This is a genomic window from Arenimonas sp. (assembly GCF_047602345.1).
GTDB lineage: Bacteria > Pseudomonadota > Gammaproteobacteria > Xanthomonadales > Xanthomonadaceae > Arenimonas.
Genome location: NZ_JASGHN010000008.1, coordinates 35,860 through 55,859, shown reverse-complemented (window position 1 = coordinate 55,859; position 20,000 = coordinate 35,860). Strand labels below are relative to the sequence as shown.

19 protein-coding genes are annotated in these 20,000 nt (G+C 62.4%); 8 read left to right on the top strand and 11 right to left on the bottom strand.

The window, feature by feature from the left end; all coding sequences use genetic code 11:
• Positions 1-19: 19 nt before the first annotated feature.
• Complete coding sequence (locus QM707_RS10950) at positions 20-307, top strand: hypothetical protein (protein WP_415001906.1); 288 nt, start codon at positions 20-22, stop codon at positions 305-307.
• Between the two features lie 28 nt (positions 308-335).
• Here the strand turns inward: QM707_RS10950 and QM707_RS10945 are convergent, their stop codons facing one another.
• Together QM707_RS10945 and QM707_RS10940 are read right to left on the bottom strand one after the other, a co-directional pair.
• Positions 336-584, bottom strand: a complete 249-nt coding sequence (locus QM707_RS10945) for a hypothetical protein (RefSeq protein WP_415001905.1) — start codon at positions 582-584, stop codon at positions 336-338.
• A 128-nt stretch (positions 585-712) separates the two neighbouring features.
• Positions 713-904: a hypothetical protein gene (locus QM707_RS10940; protein ID WP_415001904.1), complete on the bottom strand. Its 192-nt coding sequence runs from the start codon at positions 902-904 to the stop codon at positions 713-715.
• A gap of 229 nt (positions 905-1,133) precedes the next feature.
• Here QM707_RS10940 and QM707_RS10935 point away from each other — a divergent pair, with 229 nt between their 5' ends.
• Positions 1,134-2,096, top strand: coding sequence for a Gfo/Idh/MocA family protein (locus QM707_RS10935; protein WP_415001903.1), 963 nt, complete (start codon positions 1,134-1,136; stop codon positions 2,094-2,096).
• Positions 2,097-2,155: 59 nt separating this feature from the next.
• Here the strand turns inward: QM707_RS10935 and QM707_RS10930 are convergent, their stop codons facing one another.
• From QM707_RS10930 to gspC, 5 genes are all read right to left on the bottom strand, one after another.
• Positions 2,156-2,422 carry a hypothetical protein gene (locus tag QM707_RS10930; RefSeq protein WP_415001902.1) on the bottom strand — a complete coding sequence of 89 codons (267 nt, stop codon included), beginning with the start codon at positions 2,420-2,422 and terminating at the stop codon, positions 2,156-2,158.
• 101 nt (positions 2,423-2,523) lie between these two features.
• Positions 2,524-3,753: a type II secretion system inner membrane protein GspF gene (gene gspF / locus QM707_RS10925; RefSeq protein WP_415001901.1), complete on the bottom strand. Its 1,230-nt coding sequence runs from the start codon at positions 3,751-3,753 to the stop codon at positions 2,524-2,526.
• 12 nt (positions 3,754-3,765) lie between these two features.
• Positions 3,766-5,247, bottom strand: coding sequence for a type II secretion system ATPase GspE (gspE, locus tag QM707_RS10920; RefSeq protein WP_415002146.1), 1,482 nt, complete (start codon positions 5,245-5,247; stop codon positions 3,766-3,768).
• Positions 5,248-5,304: 57 nt separating this feature from the next.
• Positions 5,305-7,389, bottom strand: a complete 2,085-nt coding sequence (gene gspD, locus QM707_RS10915) for a type II secretion system secretin GspD (protein ID WP_415001900.1) — start codon at positions 7,387-7,389, stop codon at positions 5,305-5,307.
• A 29-nt stretch (positions 7,390-7,418) separates the two neighbouring features.
• The gene (gene gspC / locus QM707_RS10910; protein WP_415001899.1) at positions 7,419-8,450 is read right to left on the bottom strand and encodes a type II secretion system protein GspC; all 1,032 of its coding nucleotides are present in this window, start codon (positions 8,448-8,450) and stop codon (positions 7,419-7,421) included.
• Between the two features lie 387 nt (positions 8,451-8,837).
• On the opposite strand from gspC, the gene clpS reads away from it, so the two are divergent.
• Both clpS and clpA read left to right on the top strand, forming a co-directional pair.
• On the top strand, positions 8,838-9,155 hold the full coding sequence (gene clpS / locus QM707_RS10905) for an ATP-dependent Clp protease adapter ClpS (protein ID WP_415001898.1): 318 nt from the start codon (positions 8,838-8,840) through the stop codon (positions 9,153-9,155).
• A gap of 44 nt (positions 9,156-9,199) precedes the next feature.
• Positions 9,200-11,473 carry an ATP-dependent Clp protease ATP-binding subunit ClpA gene (gene clpA / locus QM707_RS10900; protein WP_415001897.1) on the top strand — a complete coding sequence of 758 codons (2,274 nt, stop codon included), beginning with the start codon at positions 9,200-9,202 and terminating at the stop codon, positions 11,471-11,473.
• A 104-nt stretch (positions 11,474-11,577) separates the two neighbouring features.
• On the opposite strand, the gene infA is transcribed toward clpA, so the two are convergent.
• From infA to trxB, 4 genes are all read right to left on the bottom strand, one after another.
• Positions 11,578-11,796 (bottom strand): translation initiation factor IF-1, encoded by a 219-nt coding sequence (gene infA / locus QM707_RS10895; RefSeq protein WP_415001896.1) that lies wholly within the window; start codon positions 11,794-11,796, stop codon positions 11,578-11,580.
• Between the two features lie 105 nt (positions 11,797-11,901).
• Positions 11,902-12,513, bottom strand: coding sequence for a leucyl/phenylalanyl-tRNA--protein transferase (gene aat, locus QM707_RS10890; RefSeq protein WP_415001895.1), 612 nt, complete (start codon positions 12,511-12,513; stop codon positions 11,902-11,904).
• Positions 12,514-12,563: 50 nt separating this feature from the next.
• A complete protein-coding gene (locus QM707_RS10885; RefSeq protein ID WP_415001894.1) occupies positions 12,564-13,757 on the bottom strand; it encodes a GNAT family N-acetyltransferase in 1,194 nt (397 codons plus the stop codon).
• Positions 13,758-13,768: 11 nt separating this feature from the next.
• Positions 13,769-14,755 (bottom strand): thioredoxin-disulfide reductase, encoded by a 987-nt coding sequence (trxB, locus tag QM707_RS10880; RefSeq protein WP_415001893.1) that lies wholly within the window; start codon positions 14,753-14,755, stop codon positions 13,769-13,771.
• 287 nt (positions 14,756-15,042) lie between these two features.
• Here trxB and QM707_RS10875 point away from each other — a divergent pair, with 287 nt between their 5' ends.
• The 4 genes from QM707_RS10875 to QM707_RS10860 all read left to right on the top strand — a co-directional run bounded on the left by QM707_RS10875 (position 15,043) and on the right by QM707_RS10860 (position 19,911).
• Entirely contained in the window at positions 15,043-17,352 is a 2,310-nt protein-coding gene (locus QM707_RS10875; RefSeq protein ID WP_415001892.1) for a DNA translocase FtsK, read from the top strand.
• Between the two features lie 89 nt (positions 17,353-17,441).
• Positions 17,442-18,188, top strand: a complete 747-nt coding sequence (gene lolA, locus QM707_RS10870; RefSeq protein WP_415001891.1) for an outer membrane lipoprotein chaperone LolA — start codon at positions 17,442-17,444, stop codon at positions 18,186-18,188.
• Entirely contained in the window at positions 18,188-18,574 is a 387-nt protein-coding gene (locus tag QM707_RS10865) for a VanZ family protein (RefSeq protein ID WP_415001890.1), read from the top strand. Before lolA ends, QM707_RS10865 begins: the two co-directional genes overlap by 1 nt.
• A gap of 53 nt (positions 18,575-18,627) precedes the next feature.
• Positions 18,628-19,911: a replication-associated recombination protein A gene (locus QM707_RS10860; RefSeq protein WP_415001889.1), complete on the top strand. Its 1,284-nt coding sequence runs from the start codon at positions 18,628-18,630 to the stop codon at positions 19,909-19,911.
• Positions 19,912-20,000 lie beyond the last annotated feature (89 nt).

Below are 20,000 nucleotides of genomic sequence, written 5' to 3'. Positions count from 1 at the left end.
GTGAACAGGAGCGGCCATCATGGGGCCGTTAGCGGCGTTGAACGCCATTGTGCTGGGGTCGGCTGTGGCGATCGCTTTCGGCCTGAGCGCAGTACTGGTCATTTTTCTGGTGATCCGTGGTGATTCCGAGCAGGTGGGGGTGGAGATAGGCCGCCTGCCCGTGTACTGCGTGCTGTTTCTGGCCTTGTCGGCAGTGGCCGGGGCAGCGATGTTCAGCCTGATGAAAGAACTACGCTGGCGCTGGTGGGCACAGCTGGCTATGTGGTCGTGTGTGGCCGGACTGGTGCTGTGGTTCGCACTGCGCTGAGTGACAGGCAAGTCCGGGCGTGTCCTGCCTATTTGCGGATCACGCGTTCCCAGGTGCGTCGGCTATCGAAGACGCCGCTGTTATAGGGATCAAAACCCTTGTTGCTTGATTTGACCGCCGGGTTGCCTGAGTCCTCGGCCAGTTCCAGTGTCTTTGCCTTGCCATTGGTGGCTGTAGCGCGGGATGGACGCACAGAAGCGGGTGTGGCGGGTTTGGCCGTATCGGTCGGCGTATCACCGGTGGTGTGCGGAGTTTTGGCGGATTTCCAGAACGCCATGAGAGCCTCGGATATCTGGTGCTTGGTAATTCAACTGACTACAGAGAGTACATAACACTCCATCCGCAGTCCTGCTGGCCGCGGGTTTTGTGAGGAGCGTCACGCTTTTTCCGGGGCTTTACCCGGTTTCAATTGCCGACGGTGGGTTCGCGCCGCAGCGGACGGGAACGATTGCTGGCGGCGGCAGGCGGGGTGTGGCGGGTGAGGAAAAACAGCAACCGCAATCCGAACAGGGCGATGGCTGGTACCAATGCCAGCGCCCAGGCCGCCAGCCGCGGCACACTCAGGTCGCTGAGGGTGGCCTGATACAGACTGGACATGCTGGCGCCATACGTCGCCAAACAGCCGGCTGCCCACCACATAAATCAATCCCGGCAGGGTCAGCAGACTCAGCGGAATCATTAAGGCGGCGATCAGCAGTTCGCGCGGGAGTGAGTAATGACGGTTGGACATAGTGGGAACAGGCTGCCGGTGCGGTGCATCTTCCAGTAAAGTGCCGGCGCATTGCAAATCCGCCAACCGCCATCTTTGATGAGAAGTGAGCCGAGGATGACCGAACAGAGCCAACAGTCCCCGTTGCGTACCGCCGTGATTGGCGTGGGTTATCTGGGCCGGTTTCATGCGCAGAAGTATCGCGACCTGCCGGGTTCACAGCTGGTGGCGGTGGTGGACAGCGTGCCGGCAGCGGCCGAGCAGGTGGCGGCCGAACTGGGAGTGCCGGCGCTGGCGGATTATCGCGAGTTGCTGGGTAAAGTGGACGCGGTGAGCATCGTGGTGCCGACCCCGTTGCACTTCGCCGTGGCCGAAGCCTTCCTTGAACATGGCGTGCATGTGCTGGTCGAAAAGCCGATTACCGAAACCATCGAGCAGGCGCGTGCCCTGATCGAACTGGCCAGACGCCGCGGTTGTGTGCTGCAGGTGGGGCATCTGGAGCGTTTCAATCCGGCCATCCAGGCGGCCGCCAAGGTGATCAGCACGCCGCGTTTCATCGAGTCGCATCGCCTGGCGCCTTTCAAGCAGCGTGGTACGGATGTCAGCGTGGTGCTGGACCTGATGATCCATGACATTGACCTGATCCAGGAACTGGTGGGGCGGCCCATTGCCAGCATCGATGCGGTGGGCGCGGCGGTGTTCTCGCAGGACATCGACATTGCCAACGCACGTATCCGTTTCGAAGGAGGCTGCGTGGTGAACACCACGGCCAGCCGGGTCAGCCTGAAGCAGGAGCGCAAACTGCGTATCTTCCAGGACGATGCCTATCTGTCGATTGATCTGCAGCAGAAAATTCTCAGCACCGTGCGCAAGCGCGCGGCCGGTCCGGTGGAATCGCCGGCGCAGGTGGCCATCGACGAGCAGAGTTTCGATCAGGGCGACGCGCTGCGCAGCGAAATCGCAGCCTTCCTGCAGGCAGTTCGCGAGGGTTCCGAGCCGGTGGTTACGGGCGAGGATGGCTTGCGGGCACTGGCCACGGCCATCAAGATCACCGAACTGGTGAATCAGCAGCGTCAGTAAGCTGGAATGATGCTGGGGGAGGGCGTTGGCCCGGGCCGTCGTTCTTGCCGGCGCGGTGCTCAGAAGCTGGGGCGGTGCTTGCGCCGCTTTTTGCCGCTCCCGTCATCGCCGATGTCGTAATCGTCGAAGTCGGACAGTTGCTCGGCGGTCTGTTTCTGTTCGCGGTATTTTTCCAGCTTGCGCCAGGCAGGTTCACCTTGCGGTACTGCGCCGCGTTTGGGGCGTCCCAGGTCTTCCAGCAGGAACTCATAATCCGAGTCATCGGTACCGGCGCCCGGCAGATCGGCGTCGTCGTCAAAATCGTCTGATTCCGGTTTCTCGCTCATGGACGAATCCGTACGGGTCGGATGTCAGGGAACTGCGCGAATATATATTTCGATTCCCGGCGTCCTGCAAGCACCGCGTGTGACCAGCTGAGTGAGTTTGCTCAGCCTGTCACCAGTTCGTTCAACTGGAAGATGGGCAGCAGCATGGCCAGCACGATGAACAGCACCAGGGCCGCCATCACCACGATCATCAGCGGACCCAGCAGGCCGACAAAGGCGCCGAGTACGGCGTCCATCTCGCGCTCCTGGTTGCTGGCGGCGCGATCCAGCATGGTTTCCAGTTCGCCGCTGGCTTCGCCGCTGGAGATCAGGTGGATCATCATCGGCGGAAACTGTTTGGTGGCGCCCAGCGAACGGCCGATGGGAGAGCCTTCGCGTACCTTGACTGCTGCGGCCTGTACCGCCTCGCGCATGGGCAGGTTGTTGATCACTTCGCCTGAAATACGCAGTGCGTCCAGCACCGGCACGGAGCTGGAGGTCAGCGTGGCCAGGGTGCGGGCGAAGCGTGTGGTGTTGGTGCCGCGCACCACTCGTCCCAGCAGCGGTACGCGCAGCAGAAAGGCATGAAAACGTCGCCGGTTGTCGGCATTGCGCAGCGAGCGGGCAAACAGGAAGCCACCGATGATCAGTGCGGCCAGCAACCACAGTCCCCATTCGCGCATGAAGTTGGAAAACGCGATCAGGATGCGCGTCATCACCGGCAGGGTGGCCTTGGCATTGTCGAACTGCTTGACGATCTTGGGTACTACATAGGTGAGCATCAGCATGACGATGCCCGAACACACCAGGAACAGCAGCACCGGATACAACAGGGCATTGATGGTGCGGCTGCGCAGCTGCTCGCGCGCCTCGGTGTAGTCGGCCAGCCGTTCCAGCACCGTGTCGAGGTGACCCGACTGTTCGCCGGCCGCGACCGTGGCACGATAGATTTCCGGGAAGGAACTGGGAAAGTCACCCAGACCATCCGCCAGCGGGTGGCCTTCCAGCACCTTGGCGCGCACACCCATCATGATGCTGCGGATATGCGGGTGTTCGGTCTGTTCTGACACGGCCAGCAATGATTCATCCAGGGGCAGGCCAGAGCGCACCAGTGTGGCCAGCTGGCGGGTCACCAGCGCCAGATCGTGCGCGTTCATCGATTTGCCGCGCTTCAGGCTGAAGCTGCTGGATTGCGCCAGGCGTGCTTCGCGGCGCTGCACCTCTTCGACAGTGACCGGCAGCAACTGCTGATCGCGCAGTAACTGGCGAACCTGCTTGGCGGTATCGCCCTCCAGGACGCCCTGGCGTTCCTGGCCGGCATTGTCGATGGCCGTGTATTGAAAGGCGCCCATGGTCGCTCAGCTTCAGTCTTCGCGGGTGACGCGCAGCACTTCTTCGATGGTGGTAATCCCCTGCAGGATTTTGGCGCGGCCATCATCACGGATGCTGGGTGTCAGGGTGCGGGCGTAGCGTTCCAGTTCGTGTTCGCCGGCTCCATCGTGGATCATGGTGCGCAGGGTGTCGTCCACCGGTACGAATTCGTGGATGCCGGTACGGCCCTTGAAGCCCTGGGTGGCGTCGGGGCGTGGCCGGTACAGGGTGACCGGTGGCGCCTCAGTAGGAATATTGAGCAGGCGACGTTCGTAGTCGCTGGCGATGTAGGCTTCGCGTTGTTCCGGATTGAGCACCCGCACCAGGCGTTGCGCCAGCACGCCCAGCAGCGACGATGACAGCAGGAAGGGCTCGATGCCCATGTCGCGCAGACGGGTCACGGCGCCCACTGCGGTGTTGGTATGCAGGGTCGACAGCACCAGATGACCGGTGAGCGAGGCCTGCACGGCAATCTGGGCGGTTTCCAGGTCACGGATTTCGCCTACCATCACCACGTCCGGATCCTGGCGCAGGATGGCACGCAGGCCACGTGCGAAGGTCATGTCCACCTTGGTGTTGACCTGGGTCTGACCGATGCCATCGATGTAGTACTCGATGGGGTCCTCCACGGTCATGATGTTGCGGGTGTTGTCGTTGATGCACTCCAGCGCTGCATACAGGGTGGTGGTCTTGCCCGAGCCGGTGGGACCGGTGACCAGCACGATGCCGTGTGGACGATGCACCAGCTGGTCCATCCACTGCTGGGTGTCGGTGGCCATGCCCAGCGAATCGAGGTTGAGGCGGCCGGCCTGTTTGTCGAGCAGGCGCAGCACCACCCGTTCGCCATGACCGGCGGGAATGGTGGAGACGCGTACATCCACCGCACGACCGGCCACGCGCAGCGAAATGCGGCCGTCCTGCGGCAGGCGTTTCTCGGCGATGTCCAGTTTGGACATCACCTTGATGCGCGACACTACCAGCGGCGCTACCGCGCGTTTCGATTGCAATACTTCGCGCAGCACGCCGTTGACACGGAAGCGCACTACCAGCCGGTTTTCGAACGGCTCGATGTGGATGTCCGAGGCGTTTTCCTTCACTGCCTGGGTGAACAGTGCATTGATCAGCTTGATGATGGGCGCGTGATCATCGCTTTCCAGCAGGTCGGCCTGTTCCGGCAGGTCCTGGGCCAGGTGCGCTAGATCGGTATCGTCTTCCAGGCCACCCGCGGCCTGTTGTGCCGCATTGTCGCCGGCTTCGTACTGGCTGCGCAGTTCGCGTTCGAACTGCTCGGCATCGATGCGTCGCAGGGTCAGGGGCAGATTGATGTAGCGACGCACCTCGGCGATGGCGGCGGGGGTCACATCCTGACGGCACAGCAGCAGCGGCGCAGTGTCCGCGGCTTCCAGCAGCAGCACACCATGGCGCTTGGCGAAACCGAAGCTCAGCAGTGGCGACTGGCGGTGTGGCGCGGCCATGGCTGCCGGTTCGGCCTGCTTGTCGAATGAGGCGCTCATGGGCTGCTGACGTTCCGCTTATTGTCCGGACAGGGGCGTGGTGACCACGCCGGTTTCAGCGGGAGCGGCCGCTGCGCCGGGTTTGATGACCAGCTCCGGCAGCGTGGGTTGTTTCTCGCCGGTCTGCAGCGTCACTTTGCCGCCGTTGATATTCAGCTGCTGATTGCGCATCAGATTGTATTTGGAGTTGGTTTCGATCGCAGCCTGTACACCGTCGCGCAGGATGGTGGGACGGATGAACACCATCAGGTTGGTTTTGGTCTTCTGGCTGTAGCGGGCCTTGAACAGGTTGCCGATGATCGGCAGCGAACCCAGGATGGGCACACGCGAATTGGTTTCCTTGAGGTCATCGCCCAGCAGGCCGCCGAGCACGATGATGCCGCCGTCTTCCACCATCACCTTGGTGTTGATGCTGCGCTTGTTGGTGACCAGATCCACGGCATCGCCCTGGGTGCCGAGAGAGGACGCTTCCTGTTCGATGGTCAGGCGTACCGAATCGCCTTCATTGATCTGCGGGGTGATCTTCAGCTTGGTGCCCACCGATTCACGCGAGATGGTCTGGAACGGATTGACCGACGAGCTGCTGGTGCCGCTGGTGGTAGTTGAGGAATACTGGCCGGTGACGAACGGCACTTCCTGCGCCACTTCGATGGTCGCCTCCTCGTTGTCGAGGGTGATGATCGAAGGCGTGGAGATGATGTTGGTGTTGCCGTCTTCACGCAGTGCCCGGAGGATGGCGGCAAAGCTGGCGCCGGAGTCCACCACCCGGCCAATGCCCAGCGTGGTGCCGGTGGGCAGCGACGAGATGGAGTCGGACAGCGCCAGGGTGGCGATGTCGGTGATGTTGGTGTTGCCACCGCTGAACACGGCAGCCGGCACATTCGAACCATCGCTGCCGTAAAGTGCCCAGTTCACGCCCAGCTCGGCAGTTTTGGTGGCCGAGAGTTCCACCACAATGGCTTCGACATGCACCTGGGCGCGGCGGATATCCAGCTTGTCCACGATGGCCATGATCTGCTGCATGATTTTCGGCTGGGCGCTCACCACCAGAGCGTTGGTGTTCTTGTCCGCCCAGATCGAGGTGCTGTTGCTGGCGCTGCTGCTGGTGGTGCTGGCTGCCGGTGTTGCGCCAGCCGGCGCGGCCGTGGCGGCGGTGGCCTGGGTGATGCCCTGGATCTGTTCCTTGAGACTCTTGGCCAGGGTTTCGGCATCGGCATAACGCAGATAGCGGATCTGGGTGTTGCCACCACTTTGCAGCGGGGTGTCGAGATAGGTGATCAGGGTCTTGACCCGCAGCCGGGCCGACTTGTCGCCGCTGAGCAGGATGCTGTTGGTGCGGTCATCGGATACCACCCGCAACGGCTGGCCGCCATCGGCGGTGGCCTGCGCGGCGGCGCCGGTGGTGGCGTTCAGCGCGGTGACCGTCTTGACCATTTCGGCGGCCGTGGCGTTCTGCAGCTGGATGACTTCGATCTCGTCATCGCTGGTGCGGTCGATGCGCTCAATGATGCGCATCATGCGGTTCACGTTGTTGGCGCGGTCAGTGATGATCAGCATGTTCGAGGCCGAATAGGCGGCCAGCTGGCCATACTGTGGAATCAGCGGCCGCAGGATCGGCACCAGCTGCGCGGCGCTCACGTTGCGCACGGCAATCACCTGGGTGACCAGTTCGTCGGAACTGCTGCTGACGCTGCCCGGCAGGTCGTTGCCAGGTACCTGGCGCGCATTGGCGTCGGGAATGATCTTGATGGTGTTGCCGGCCGGGACGGCCACATAGCCATGCACCTGCAGGATGGACAGAAAGGCTTCATAAAACGCATTGGGCGACATGGGCGTGGATGACAGCATGGTCACCTGGGCCTTGACGCGCGGGTCGATAATGAAGGTCTTGCCGGTGACGGCGCTGACCGCTTCGGTGATCTGCGCCAGATCGGCATCCTTGTAATTGGGCGTGATGGTGGCGCGTGAACCATTCTGCTGTTGTGCCTGCACGCCGCTGGCCGTGGTCAGCAGCAGAGCGGTCAGCAGCAGGGCCAGAGGCCGTATGCCCCGGCCTGGCAGGCGGAGCGATGGCCGGACATTGTCTGGATAGTGATAAGTCATCATCGGTCCTGGATTACTGTGTGCTGGCTTCACCGGACTGCCCGCCCGGCGTACCACTGCGGTTGCTGCGCGAGCCCCCGGTTGCCCGGCGGGCCATTGAAGCCGCCGCGTGGCGACTCGCTGTTGCCGCTGCTTTCCGAGCTGCTGGCCCCGCTGCTGCTCTCCGGCAGGGCGAGTTGCGCCATGTCCAGAGTCAGCTGTTGACTGGCGCCATTGCGTTCCACCGTTACCTGGGCAGTGGTGGCTGACGTCAGGGTGTTGAGAATTTCCGTACCGCGATTCGGATCATCCAGGGCGCTGCCGTTGATGGCGGTCACCAGATCGCCCGGCTGCAACCCCAGTCGGGTGAACTGCTGGCGATCCCGTCCCGGATATACCCGATAACCTTTTTGCACACCATTGCTGAACACCGGCTGCGCGCGCATCAGTTCACCCAGTGCACTGGGATTGCTGCTGGCCAGCCGGCGCAGGTTGTCCCCCGGTGTGTTGGTGTTCGCTACGGTTCGGGCGCTGGGTACGGGGGCGGTGCTGGGCGTGCCTCGTGGCAGGATCAAGGTCTCCAGGGTGCCGTTGCGTTCGATGATGACCCGTTCCGGATACACCGAGTGCAGGCGGGCGCTGCCATTGATGCTGGCTCCCACCTTGTAGAACTTGGCGCTGGCGGCGGTTTCGCCCACGATGGCATAGCCGGCTTCCGGATCATCCAGCGCCATGGTGCCGGCCAGCACCAGGCTCATGCTGGTCTGCGGCAGATTGTTCGGATCGGCGCCGGTGCTGGGTGCGCCGGCAATGCCAAACAGGTGCGCGTCGGCCACCTGTTGCGGGTTGACCCGCTCAGCGGCAGCAGCCGGGGAGCAGCAGCTTACTGGTTGTGCCATCGTGTTTCCGGTGCCGGACGCCAAGCCCAGCCAGGTCAGCTGTGCGGCCTGCCAGGCGATGCCGACCACTGCCAGTCCGGCGACCAGTTGTGGCGCGTAGCGCCGGCCCAGTTCCATCAGTTGCGCACCGTCCAGCGCGCCGGACGGCAACAGCGTGGTCGATGAATTGAGCTGGAAAATCATGGCGTCATGTGCTGGGCGTGAGGGGCTGACCGGTATTGCGGGTATCCAGAGGACAAGCTTAACCTGTTCTGTAGCCAAGAAATTGTTTCAATTCGACTACAGGGGCGCAAGGCTTGCTGCGGTTGATTTGGCAGTTTTTGCATTTCCTCACGCAAGTGTCGGGGTAGGTAAAAATCCTGTCGGACCGGGTCAAGAAACCGGCTATGCCGGCCGTTAGCTTGTTCAGGTTGTGATCGTGTGCCATGGCCGGTTTGCAGGTGCATCCGCCCAGTTTGCCAGCCGTGCATGACAGTATTTTTGACCGTTGTTGATCGCCTGCTGCGAGCAGCGCTTGTTTTGCACTGCGCGGGCTCCTATATAGGGAGCTGACAACTGTCCTGAATGGTCATGAGCGAACACAACCCCGATTACGAACGTGGCCTGGTGGTGGAGGAGGTCGCGCCCAAGCTGAAGCGGCCGCCTCTGTACCAGGTGCTGCTGCTGAATGATGACTACACCCCGATGGAGTTTGTGGTGGATGTGCTGGAGCGGGTGTTCGGACTGGATCGTCCGACCGCCACGCGTGTGATGTTGGAAGTGCATACCCGCGGCAAGGGGGTATGCGGCGTCTTTACCTACGAGATTGCCGAGACCAAGGTGGCCCAGGTCATGGCCTTCGCCCGGCAGCAGCAGCATCCGCTGCTCTGCACGATGGAGGAGGCCTGAAATGCAGCCGACATTGACTCTGGTCCCGGCAAGAGGGTGCGTGAGTGTTAAGCAGCGAACTTGAACTGTGCCTCAATGAGGCATTCCAGGCGGCCCGCGAGGCTCGGCACGAATTCATGACGGTCGAGCACCTGCTGCTGGCCATCGTCGACACCCCCAAGGTGCGTGAAGTGCTGCGCGCCTGTGGCGCGGATGTGGTGCGTCTGCGCAAGGAGCTGCAGGAGTTCATCGATCAGACCACGCCACGTCTCAAGGAAGGCGATGATCGCGAGGTGCAGCCCACCCTGGGATTCCAGCGGGTGCTGCAACGTGCGGTGTTCCATGTGCAGTCCAGCGGCAGGAAGGAAGTGACCGCCGCCAATGTGCTGGTGGCCATTTTCAGTGAAAAGCATTCGCATGCCGCCTACCTGTTGTCCATGCAGGAAGTGGCGCGTCTGGACGTGGTCAATTTCATTTCGCACGGCCTGTCCAAAGTGGGCGACGACGCGGTGCCCAAGGACAAGGACGAGGCCGGCACCGAGGCCGGCGATCGCGACAGCGAGGGCGGCGCGGCGCTGGAAAAATACGCCACCAATCTCAACAAGCAGGCGCTGGAAGGGCGTATCGATCCGCTCATCGGCCGTCAGCATGAAATCGAGCGGACGGTGGAAATTTTGTGCCGCCGTCGCAAGAACAATCCGCTGTATGTCGGCGAAGCCGGCGTGGGCAAGACCGCGCTGGTGGAAGGGCTGGCGCGCCTGATCGTCGAAGGCAAGGTGCCTGAGGTGCTGAGCGACTGCACCGTGTATTCACTGGACCTGGGCTCGCTGATCGCCGGTACCAAGTACCGGGGCGATTTCGAGAAGCGTCTGAAGGCGGTGCTGTCCGAGCTGAAGAAAAATCCCGGCTCGATCCTGTTCATTGACGAAATCCATACCGTCATCGGCGCTGGTGCCGCTTCGGGCGGCGTGATGGATGCCTCCAACCTGATCAAGCCGGCGCTGGCCAATGGCGAGCTGCGCTGCATCGGCTCGACCACCTATACCGAATACCGCGGCATCTTCGAGAAGGATCATGCGCTGGCGCGGCGCTTCCAGAAGGTGGACGTGTTGGAGCCCAGCGTGCCCGAGACCGTGGAGATCCTCAAAGGCCTGCGTTCGCGTTTCGAGGAGCACCATGGCGTGCGTTACGAGGACGAAGCGCTGAAAGTGGCGGCCGAGCTGGCGGCGCGGCACATCAACGATCGCCAGCTGCCGGACAAGGCCATCGACGTGATCGACGAGGCCGGTGCCCGCCTGCGCCTGAAACCGGTGGGTGAGCGCGACAGCGTGGTGACCGTGACCATGATCGAAGACGTGGTGGCGCGTATTGCGCGCATCCCGCCCAAGAATGTCTCGACCTCGGACCGCGATCTGCTCAAGAACCTGGAGCGCAACCTCAAGCTGGTGATCTACGGTCAGGATCCGGCCATCGAATCGCTGGCCTCGGCGATCAAGATGGCCCGCTCCGGCCTCAACGACCAGCGCAAGCCGGTGGGTTCGTTCCTGTTCGCCGGCCCCACCGGTGTGGGCAAGACCGAAGTCACGCGCCAGCTGGCGCTGGCGCTGGGGGTGGAGCTGATCCGCTTCGACATGTCCGAATACATGGAGCGCCACACCGTGTCGCGCCTGATCGGTGCGCCGCCCGGCTATGTCGGTTTTGACCAGGGTGGACTGCTGACCGAGCAGATCAACAAACATCCGCATGCGGTGCTGCTGCTGGACGAAGTCGAGAAGGCGCATCCCGATGTGTTCAACCTGCTGTTGCAGGTCATGGACCACGGCACACTCACCGACAACAACGGCCGCAAGGCCGATTTCCGTCACGTCATCATCGTCATGACCACCAATGCCGGCGCCTTTGAAATGAGCCGGCCGGCCATGGGCTTTGTGCCGGGAGACAATGCGCCGGATGGCATGGAGGCGATCCGCCGGCTGTTCTCGCCGGAATTCCGCAACCGTCTGGATGCCATCATCCAGTTCAATGGCCTTGACCAGCGCACCATCCAGCGGGTGGTGGACAAACTGCTGGTGGAAGTGGAGTCGCAGCTGGAACAGAAGGGAGTACTGCTGCACATCGATGACAGCGTGCGCGAATGGCTGGCAGCCAAGGGCTATGACCCGAAGATGGGCGCACGGCCGATGGCGCGTCTGATCCAGGAGTCGATCAAACGTGCGCTGGCTGAGGACCTGTTGTTCGGGTCGCTGGTCAATGGCGGCCATGCTTATGTCAGCGTTGGCAAGGACGAGCAGCTGAAGATCGAAACCCGTTCCCACGAGGAGCCGGCGCTGCTGGAGTGAACGACGTGCTGCCCTGATTCACCAGGGCTGAAACGCAAAAAGGCCGACGCAATGTCGGCCTTTTTTGTTGCAACCGCTCTTGGGTTGCGGTGCGGTCGCCGGAATCAGCGGGCGCGGTAAACGATGCGGCCCTTGCTCAGGTCGTAGGGCGTCAGTTCCACGGTGACGGCGTCACCGGTGAGGATGCGGATGTAATTCTTGCGCATCTTGCCGGAAATGTGGGCGATCACTACATGGCCGTTGTTGAGTTCGACCTTGAAGGTGGTGTTGGGCAGCGTATCGATCACGCGGCCTTCCATCTGGATGGCATCTTCCTTCGACATGTAGCTCGCAGTTCTGAGTCGTTATCAGGGTTTGGGCCGGAAAAGGCGCGCGAATTGTGCATAAGTGCGCGCCCCAATGCAATTGCCGACTGGCGGCGGCGGTTGTCAGTCGAGATATTGGTGCAGCAAAGCCTGGAATTCACGGCGTTCGATGCTGCGTACGCCCAGGCTCAGCAGATGATCGGTAGTCATCTGGCAGTCGATCAGCCGTACCGGCCGGGCAAACGGCTGCTGGCACAGGCCAAGCAGCGCAACCTTGGAGGCATCGCTGACCCGGCTGAACATGGATTCGCCGAAAAATACCGAGCCCAGCTGCACGCCGTACAGGCCGCCCACCAGTTGTTCGTCCAGCCAGATTTCCACGGAATGCGCATGGCCGAGGCGATGCAGCTGCAGATAGGCCTGACGCATTTCTCGGGTGATCCAGGTGCCTTCGGGGCGCAGCAGCGGATCGCCGCAGGCGGCCATGACGCCGGCAAAATCGCTGTTGATCCGGGTGACGAAGCCACGGTTGCGGGCGCTGCGGCGCAGGCTGCGCGAGACCCGCAGTTCTTCGGGAAACAGCACGGCACGCGGATCGGGTGACCACCAGAGGATCGGCTGGTCATGGGAATACCAGGGAAAAATGCCGCGCCGGTAGGCCGCCAGCAGCCGCTCCGGCCGCAGATCGCCACCAGCGGCCAGCAGGCCTGGCGGGTCGAGCAGCGCGTGTTCCACGGGTGGAAAGGCTTCCGGTGGATCGGTATCGCTCAGCCAGACCAGCTGGGTCATGGTGCGTCACTCGCGGCGTCTGCGTCTGGCGCGGTGGCTGGAGCGGCGTGAAAGGGTATATGCCGGCGCATCTGCTGCGCGTACTCGGCCACCGCTTCGCGTTCCCAATGCAGGTGGGCCTGCACGGCCTGACGGAATCCGGGATCACGCAGGTAGTGGGCCGAATGGCTCAGCGTGGGCTCGAAGCCGCGGGCAATCTTGTGTTCACCCTGGGTGCCGGGTTCGAAGCGCTGCAGGCCGCGTTCGATGCAGAACTCGATGCCCTGGTAGTAACAGGTTTCAAAATGCAGGCTGTCGTACTGACCGGCGGCGCCCCAGTAGCGGCCGAACAGGGTGTCGTGGCTGTGAAAGAAAATGGCGGCAGCCACCGGTCGGCCCTGATGTTCGGCCAGCTTGACCATCACCTGATCCGGCAATGCCTGGGCCACCCGCTGCAGGAAATCGGCGCTCAGATAGTGTTCGTGACCATGCTGGTGAAAGGTGTTCTCGGAAAAGCCGAACACCGTGCGCCATTGTCGGGCATCCAGCTCTGCGCCCTTCAGGGTCTGGTAGCGGATGCCGTATTCCTCCAGTACCCGCCGGCGTTCGCGTTTGGCCTTCTTGCGTTTGTCGGCGCGAAAGGTACCGAGAAAATCATCCATGCGGGCATAGCCGCGATTGAACCAGTGAAATTGACAGCTGGTGCGTGGCAGCCAGTCGGCATCGACCAGGATTTGTTGCTGGTGCTGTATGGGAAATAGGGTGTGGGCGCTCGACAGGCCCAGTTCTGCAGTCAGATCCTGCAGGGCGGTGACCAGCCGGGTGGCGGTGTGGGGTGGGGCGTTGCGGGCCAGCAGCAGGCGTGGACCGCTGGCCGGCGTAAAGGGTATGGCGCTGACCAGCCGTGGATAGTAGTAGCGGCCCTGTGCCTGAAAGGCACGGTCAAAAGCCTGCGCCCAGCTGAAATCGAATACGAATTCGCCGAAGGAATGTTCTTTCAGATACAGCGGCAGCGCGCCATGCAGCTGTCGAGTGTGTTCATCCCGCAGCAGCAGGTGCTGCGCCGTCCAGCCGGTATCGGCGGTGGCGCAGCCAGTGTCTTCCAGCGCGGCCAGGAATTCGTGGCGCAGGAAGGGCTGTCCGTGTAGTTCGAGTGCGTTCCATTCGGCCGGCTCGACCTCATGAATGGAACGCAGTACCCGGACAGTCATTGTCGTGGATTTTAGTGTCCGGCGTCGTGCCCGGCATCGAGCTGGTCCAGATACTTGTCGGCGTCCAGCGCCGCCATGCAGCCAGTGCCGGCCGAGGTGATGGCCTGGCGATACACATGGTCGGCCACATCGCCGGCGGCAAACACGCCGGGAATGCTGCAGGCCGTGGCATTGCCCGCTGAGCCGCTCTTGACCACCAGGTAGCCGTTGTTGAGCTCCAGCTGGCCTTCGAACAGCTGGGTGTTGGGCGCATGGCCCACGGCGATGAACACGCCGGTCAGGTCCAAATCCTGCTTGGTGCCGGCAGGCTCGCCATTTTCGGTGGCGACCACTCGCAGGCCATTCACGCCCGAGTCGTCACCCAGCACTGCATCCACGGCGTGATTCCACAGGATTTTCACCTTGCCTTCCTTCTCCTTGGCGAACAGGTGGTCCTGCAGGATCTTTTCCGAACGCAGCTTGTCGCGACGGTGCACCAGGGTCACGTGATCGGCAATGTTGGACAGGTACAGTGCTTCTTCCACGGCGGTGTTGCCGCCACCGATGACTGCCACTTTCTGGTTGCGGAAGAAGAAGCCGTCGCAGGTGGCGCAGGCCGACACACCGCGACCGCGGTATTCCTGTTCCGAGGGCAGGCCCAGGTACTTGGCAGTGGCGCCGGTGGCGATGATCAGCGCGTCGCAGGTGTACTTGCCGGCATCGCCTTCCAGCGTGAAGGGGCGTTGCGACAGGTCCACCTTGTTGATGTGGTCGTTCACAATCTGGGTGTTGAACCGTTCGGCATGGGCGCGCATGCGTTCCATCAGTCCGGGACCGGTCAGGCCGTGGGCATCGCCGGGCCAGTTGTCCACTTCGGTGGTGGTCATCAGCTGGCCGCCGGCTTCCATGCCGGTGATCAGCAGCGGCTGGCGGTTGGCACGGGCCGCATACACGGCAGCGGCATAGCCGGCCGGACCGGAACCCAGAATGATCAAGCGCGAGTGGACAGGGGCCGTCATGTATACTCCAGAGTCATCGTGTGAGCGGGCAGGCGTGGTGTTGGCACCCGTGCCAGCCTTGGAAATTCAATACCTTGTTGCAAGTTCGTGGTGCATGGTTCTCAAGCCTGCCGGCGTGAGAGCGGGCCATGGTATGTGAGCATGGTGGGCGCGCCAAGCGGCTTGCAAACCGGTTCCATGCGTATGGGGGCGGTCGGCGCCAGCACAAGCCCGCAGCGCGATCAGGGTACTGAACAAATGCTTGGGTCGATATGAATGATGGTTGGTTGTCAGCACAGGTTGAGTGAGTGAGCAGTTCAGCAGCACAGGCGAAAGGGGTGAGTGGTCTGGTGGCGCGCGCGCTGCGCGAGAGCGCCCTGTTCGTGCTCGGCGCGCTGGCGCTGATCCTGTTCGTGGCGCTGCTCAGCTTCGACAACGCCGACCCGTCGTTCTGGACCACGGGCGAACCAGGTCCGGTGGTCAACTGGATCGGTCCGGTGGGCGCCAATCTGGCCGGCCTGCTGATGTGGCTGTTCGGCCGTCCCGCCTTCCTGTTTCCGGTGATGCTTGGTCTGGCCGGCTGGCTGGTGTATCGCGGTGTTGCTAACGACAGCGAAGCCCAGAGCCGTGCCACCCTGGCATTCCGCAGCGGTGGATTCATCCTGACCCTGCTCACCAGCTGTGGTCTGGCGACCCTGCATTTTTCCGGCGTCGGCTATCCCAATACCGCGGGTGGCGTGCTGGGCGATCTGATCGGCAGTGGCCTGCTCAAGGGCCTGAACATTCTCGGTGCGACGCTGCTGCTGCTGGCGCTGTGGCTGGCCGCGGTGTCGCTGTTCTCCGGTCTGTCCTGGATCGAGGTGATGGATCGCATCGGCCAGTGGGTGCTCAAGGGCATCGAATGGTCGCAGGCGCGCAGGCAGGAAGCGCAGGACAAGAAGGTCGGTCGTGAAGTGAAGGAAGCGCGTCTGGAAGTGGTGCGCGAGGAGCAGAAGCGCGTTGCCAAACGTGCGCCGCCCAAGATTGAAGCCGCCGTGCCCAAGGTCGAGAAAAGCGAGCGCGTCGAGAAGGAGCGGCAGGTGCCGCTGTTCGATGCCACCACGCCCAACGATCTGCCGCCGCTGTCGCTGCTGGACGATGCGCCGCCACGTCAGGTGGGCTATTCCGCCGACGCGCTGGAAGCCATGTCGCGTCTGGTGGAGCTGAAGCTGCGCGATTTCGGTGTGGAAGTGGAAGTGGTGGCAGTGCATCCGGAACCGGTGATCACCCGTTTTGAATTGCAGCCGGCATCGGGCGTGAAGGTCAGCCAGATCAGCAATCTGGCCAAGGATCTGGCGCGTGCGCTGTCGGCCATCAGTGTCCGCATCGTGGAAGTCATTCCGGGCAAGTCCACGGTGGGTCTGGAAATTCCCAACGAGAAGCGCGAACTGGTGACCTTGGGCGAGATCATCAAGTCCAAGGCCTATGACGACATGGCTTCGCCGCTGGCGCTGGTGCTGGGCAAGGACATCAGCGGCGCGCCGGTGGTGGCCGATCTGGCGCGCATGCCACACCTGTTGGTGGGCGGTACCACCGGTTCGGGCAAGTCCACCGCCGTAAATGCCATGGTGCTGTCGTTGCTGTACAAGGCCAGCGCCGATCAGGTGCGCCTGATCATGATCGACCCCAAGATGCTGGAGCTGTCGGTGTACGAAGGCATTCCGCATCTGCTGGCGCCGGTGGTTACCGACATGAAGCAGGCGGCCAATGCACTGCGCTGGTGTGTGGCCGAGATGGAGCGGCGTTATCAGCTGATGGCGGCACTGGGCGTGCGCAACCTCGCTGGCTTCAATCGCAAGATCAAGGAAGCCCAGGACGCCAAGCAGCCGATCCGCGATCCCATCCAGATGAAGCGCCTGCCGCCGGATGGCACGCCGGAGATGGTGCCGTTCCTGGAGCCGTTGCCCTTCATCGTCGTGATCGTGGATGAGCTGGCCGACATGATGATGATTGTCGGCAAGAAGGTGGAAGAATTGATCGCGCGTCTGGCGCAGAAGGCGCGCGCTTCAGGCATTCACCTGATTCTCGCCACGCAGCGTCCGTCGGTGGATGTGATCACTGGTCTGATCAAGGCCAACATTCCCACGCGTATTGCCTTCCAGGTGTCCGCCAAGGTGGACTCGCGCACGATTCTCGACCAGATGGGCGCGGAACAATTGCTGGGGCACGGTGACATGCTGTTTCTGCAGCCGGGTACTTCGGTGCCGCAGCGTGTGCATGGTGCGTTCGTGTCGGATGCCGAAGTGCATCGGGTGGTGGGCGCGCTCAAGAGCACCAATGGTCCGACCTACATTGACGAGATTCTCGATGGTCCCACCGGTGCGATTCCCGGCCTGCCGGGTGAAGAGGGCGAGGGTGGCGAAGGCGGCGATGCCGAGCAGGACAACCTGTATGACGAGGCGGTCAAGATTGTGGTGGAGAGCCGTAAGGCATCCATTTCCTATGTACAGCGCCGCCTGAAGATCGGCTACAACCGCGCAGCGCGCATGCTGGAATCGATGGAAGCTGCCGGACTGGTCAGTCCGCTGCAATCCAACGGTTCGCGCGAAGTGCTGGTGCCGGGACCGGAGCAGGAATAAGCCGCTTGTGAAGTTTGCTGCATGGGTCTGGTCTTATGAGCTTCGTCCCATGAGCTTCACTCTATGAACTTCGACCCATGAACTTAGACATGTATGTGCCGGTCGGACAGATATCCGGTCGCGAGGTGACGCCCGCCATGTATCAGGCCATCTATCAGCATTTGTACAAGCAGGGCATGTGGATGCTGACCCTGCTGTGTGTGTGGGTGATGGTGCCGGCCACGGTGTTGGCACAGGACGTGGTCAGCGCCGAATCCGGTGCCGTGCAGCTGGACAAATTCATGACCGGTCTGCAGTCCCTGCAGGCGTCGTTCACGCAGACCGTGAAAGACAGCCGCAATCAGCTGGTGGAACAGAGCAGTGGTACGCTGGCCATCAAGAAACCGGGCAAGTTCCGCTGGGAGTATCTCAAACCCAATGCCCAGACCATTGTGTCCGATGGCGCGCGTATCTGGCTTTACGATCCCGAGCTGGAACAGGTGACCATCCGCCGTGCCGAGCTGTCGCTCAATGGCACGCCGGCCGCGCTGCTGTCCGGCACCGGTGGCAGCTGGCGCGACAGCTTCGAAGTGGAGCATGTCGAGCAGCGTGATGGCATGACGGTACTCAACCTTGCGCCCAAGCGTACCGACACCGATTTCAAGCTGCTGCAGATGGCGCTGCGCAAGGATGAGCTGGTGGCCATGTCGCTCACCGACAAGCTGGGCCAGACCACCTTGCTCGAGTTCCGCCAGTTCAAGCGCAATGCCGGCGTGACCGAAGCGCAATTCAAATTTGCTGCGCCCAAGGGTGTGGATGTCATCGATCAGAGCGGCGCTGCCGCCAAGGGCCAGTGATGTTGTCGGGTCTGCGTTATGGCTATTTCTGGTGGTTGTTCGGCTGGTGTGCGGTGGCGGCGGCGCTGGTGCTCAGCCTGTTGCCCAGCTCGGCGCCGGTACTGCCACACTGGAACGACAAGCTGCAGCATGCGCTGGGTTATTTCCTGCTGACTTTCTGGTTCTGCGGCATCTATCCGCGGCAGCGTTACTGGCTGGTGGCGCTGGCCATGTTCGGCATGGGGGTGCTGGTGGAAGTATTGCAGGGCGTCATGCATCTGGGGCGTCAGGCCGAATGGCGTGATCTGCTGGCGGATGCAGTGGGCATCGTGCCGGCGGTGCTGCTGGCGTTGACGCCGCTGGGACAATGGCCGCGCTGGATCGAAGCACTGATTAGGCGTGCCTGACTTAAGTCCACATGACCCAAGTTCATATGACTCAGGTCCACATAACTCAGGAGATGGCCAGTCCTGACAATCGCCCACTGGCTGACCGCCTGCGACCGCAGGCGCTGGAAGAGGTGGTGGGGCAGGAGCATCTGCTCGGTCCCGGCAAACCCCTGCGGCGCATGCTGGAAGGGCAGCACCTGCATTCCATGATCCTGTGGGGACCGCCGGGCACTGGCAAAACCACGCTGGCCCGGCTGATCGCACAGCGCTGCGACGCCGAATTCATGATGCTGTCGGCGGTGATGGCCGGGGTAAAGGACATTCGCGCTGCGGTGGAGCAGGCGCAGCTGGTCCGGCAGCAATCGGGTCAGCGCACCCTGCTGTTTCTGGACGAAGTGCATCGCTTCAACAAGTCGCAGCAGGATGCCTTCCTGCCCTGGGTGGAAGACGGCACGGTGACCTTCATCGGTGCGACCACCGAAAATCCTTCCTTCGAACTGAACAATGCCTTGTTGTCGCGCGCTCGCGTGTATGTGCTGCGCGCTCTGGACGAATCGCAGCTGCTCAGCCTGCTGCAACGTGCCGTGCAGCTGGAAGCGGCGCGTGGCAACGGCTGTGTACTGGCGCCTGCGGCACTGGAGCTGATTGCCAAGGCCGCCGATGGTGATGGCCGTCGTGCGCTCAACATGCTGGAACTGGGGCTGGATCTGGCGCAGGCAGAAGTACCGCCCGCCCTGACGCTGGCCATTGCCAATGAAGTGGCTTCCGGCACTTTGCGGCGCTTCGACAACAAGGGCGATGCCTTTTACGACCAGATTTCCGCGCTGCATAAATCGGTGCGTGGCAGCGATCCGGATGCGGCGCTGTACTGGCTGTGCCGCATGCTCGATGGCGGCTGCGATCCCCGTTACATCGCCCGGCGTGTACTGCGCATGGCCAGCGAGGACATCGGCAATGCCGACCCGCGCGGTCTGACCCTGGCGCTGGAGGCTTGCGAAGTGTACGAACGGCTGGGCAGTCCGGAAGGCGAGTTGGCGCTGGCGCAGGCGGTGGTGTTCCTCGCCGTGGCTGCCAAAAGCAATGCCGTGTACATGGCGTTCAACGAAGCCATGCAGGATGCCCAAAATTCCGGCTCGCTGGACGTGCCCATGCGTCTGCGCAATGCGCCGACACGCCTGATGAAGCAGCTGGGGCACGGCGAAGGCTATCGCTATGCCCATAATGAACCGGATGCCTACGCTGCCGGCGAAAAATACTTTCCAGATGCCCTGCCGGCGCGACATTATTATCGTCCGGCGCCACGCGGCCTGGAGATCAAGATTGCCGAGGCGCTGGAAAAATTGCGGAAGAAATAGGTTTTTGCAGGGGTGCCTCATGAGGCGCCCGATTTGAATGAATGCGAAAGGGCGAGGCATGCTTTGCCCCGGTAGATAAACCAAGGCCC

What these genes read in the sequence shown, in the direction of transcription:
- QM707_RS10885 (WP_415001894.1), bottom strand. Translation starts at nt 13,757, where the DNA reads ATGACTGTCCGGGTACTGCGTTCCATTCATGAGGTCGAGCCGGCCGAA.
- QM707_RS10930 (WP_415001902.1), bottom strand. Translation starts at nt 2,422, where the DNA reads ATGAGCGAGAAACCGGAATCAGACGATTTTGACGACGACGCCGATCTG.
- gspD (WP_415001900.1), bottom strand. Translation starts at nt 7,389, where the DNA reads ATGACTTATCACTATCCAGACAATGTCCGGCCATCGCTCCGCCTGCCA.
- QM707_RS10945 (WP_415001905.1), bottom strand. Translation starts at nt 584, where the DNA reads ATGGCGTTCTGGAAATCCGCCAAAACTCCGCACACCACCGGTGATACG.
- gspE (WP_415002146.1), bottom strand. Translation starts at nt 5,247, where the DNA reads ATGGCCGCGCCACACCGCCAGTCGCCACTGCTGAGCTTCGGTTTCGCC.
- clpS (WP_415001898.1), top strand. Translation starts at nt 8,838, where the DNA reads ATGAGCGAACACAACCCCGATTACGAACGTGGCCTGGTGGTGGAGGAG.
- QM707_RS10865 (WP_415001890.1), top strand. Translation starts at nt 18,188, where the DNA reads ATGTTGTCGGGTCTGCGTTATGGCTATTTCTGGTGGTTGTTCGGCTGG.
- QM707_RS10940 (WP_415001904.1), bottom strand. Translation starts at nt 904, where the DNA reads ATGTCCAGTCTGTATCAGGCCACCCTCAGCGACCTGAGTGTGCCGCGG.
- infA (WP_415001896.1), bottom strand. Translation starts at nt 11,796, where the DNA reads ATGTCGAAGGAAGATGCCATCCAGATGGAAGGCCGCGTGATCGATACG.
- trxB (WP_415001893.1), bottom strand. Translation starts at nt 14,755, where the DNA reads ATGACGGCCCCTGTCCACTCGCGCTTGATCATTCTGGGTTCCGGTCCG.
- gspF (WP_415001901.1), bottom strand. Translation starts at nt 3,753, where the DNA reads ATGGGCGCCTTTCAATACACGGCCATCGACAATGCCGGCCAGGAACGC.
- QM707_RS10860 (WP_415001889.1), top strand. Translation starts at nt 18,628, where the DNA reads ATGGCCAGTCCTGACAATCGCCCACTGGCTGACCGCCTGCGACCGCAG.
- gspC (WP_415001899.1), bottom strand. Translation starts at nt 8,450, where the DNA reads ATGATTTTCCAGCTCAATTCATCGACCACGCTGTTGCCGTCCGGCGCG.
- QM707_RS10950 (WP_415001906.1), top strand. Translation starts at nt 20, where the DNA reads ATGGGGCCGTTAGCGGCGTTGAACGCCATTGTGCTGGGGTCGGCTGTG.
- QM707_RS10935 (WP_415001903.1), top strand. Translation starts at nt 1,134, where the DNA reads ATGACCGAACAGAGCCAACAGTCCCCGTTGCGTACCGCCGTGATTGGC.
- lolA (WP_415001891.1), top strand. Translation starts at nt 17,442, where the DNA reads ATGTATGTGCCGGTCGGACAGATATCCGGTCGCGAGGTGACGCCCGCC.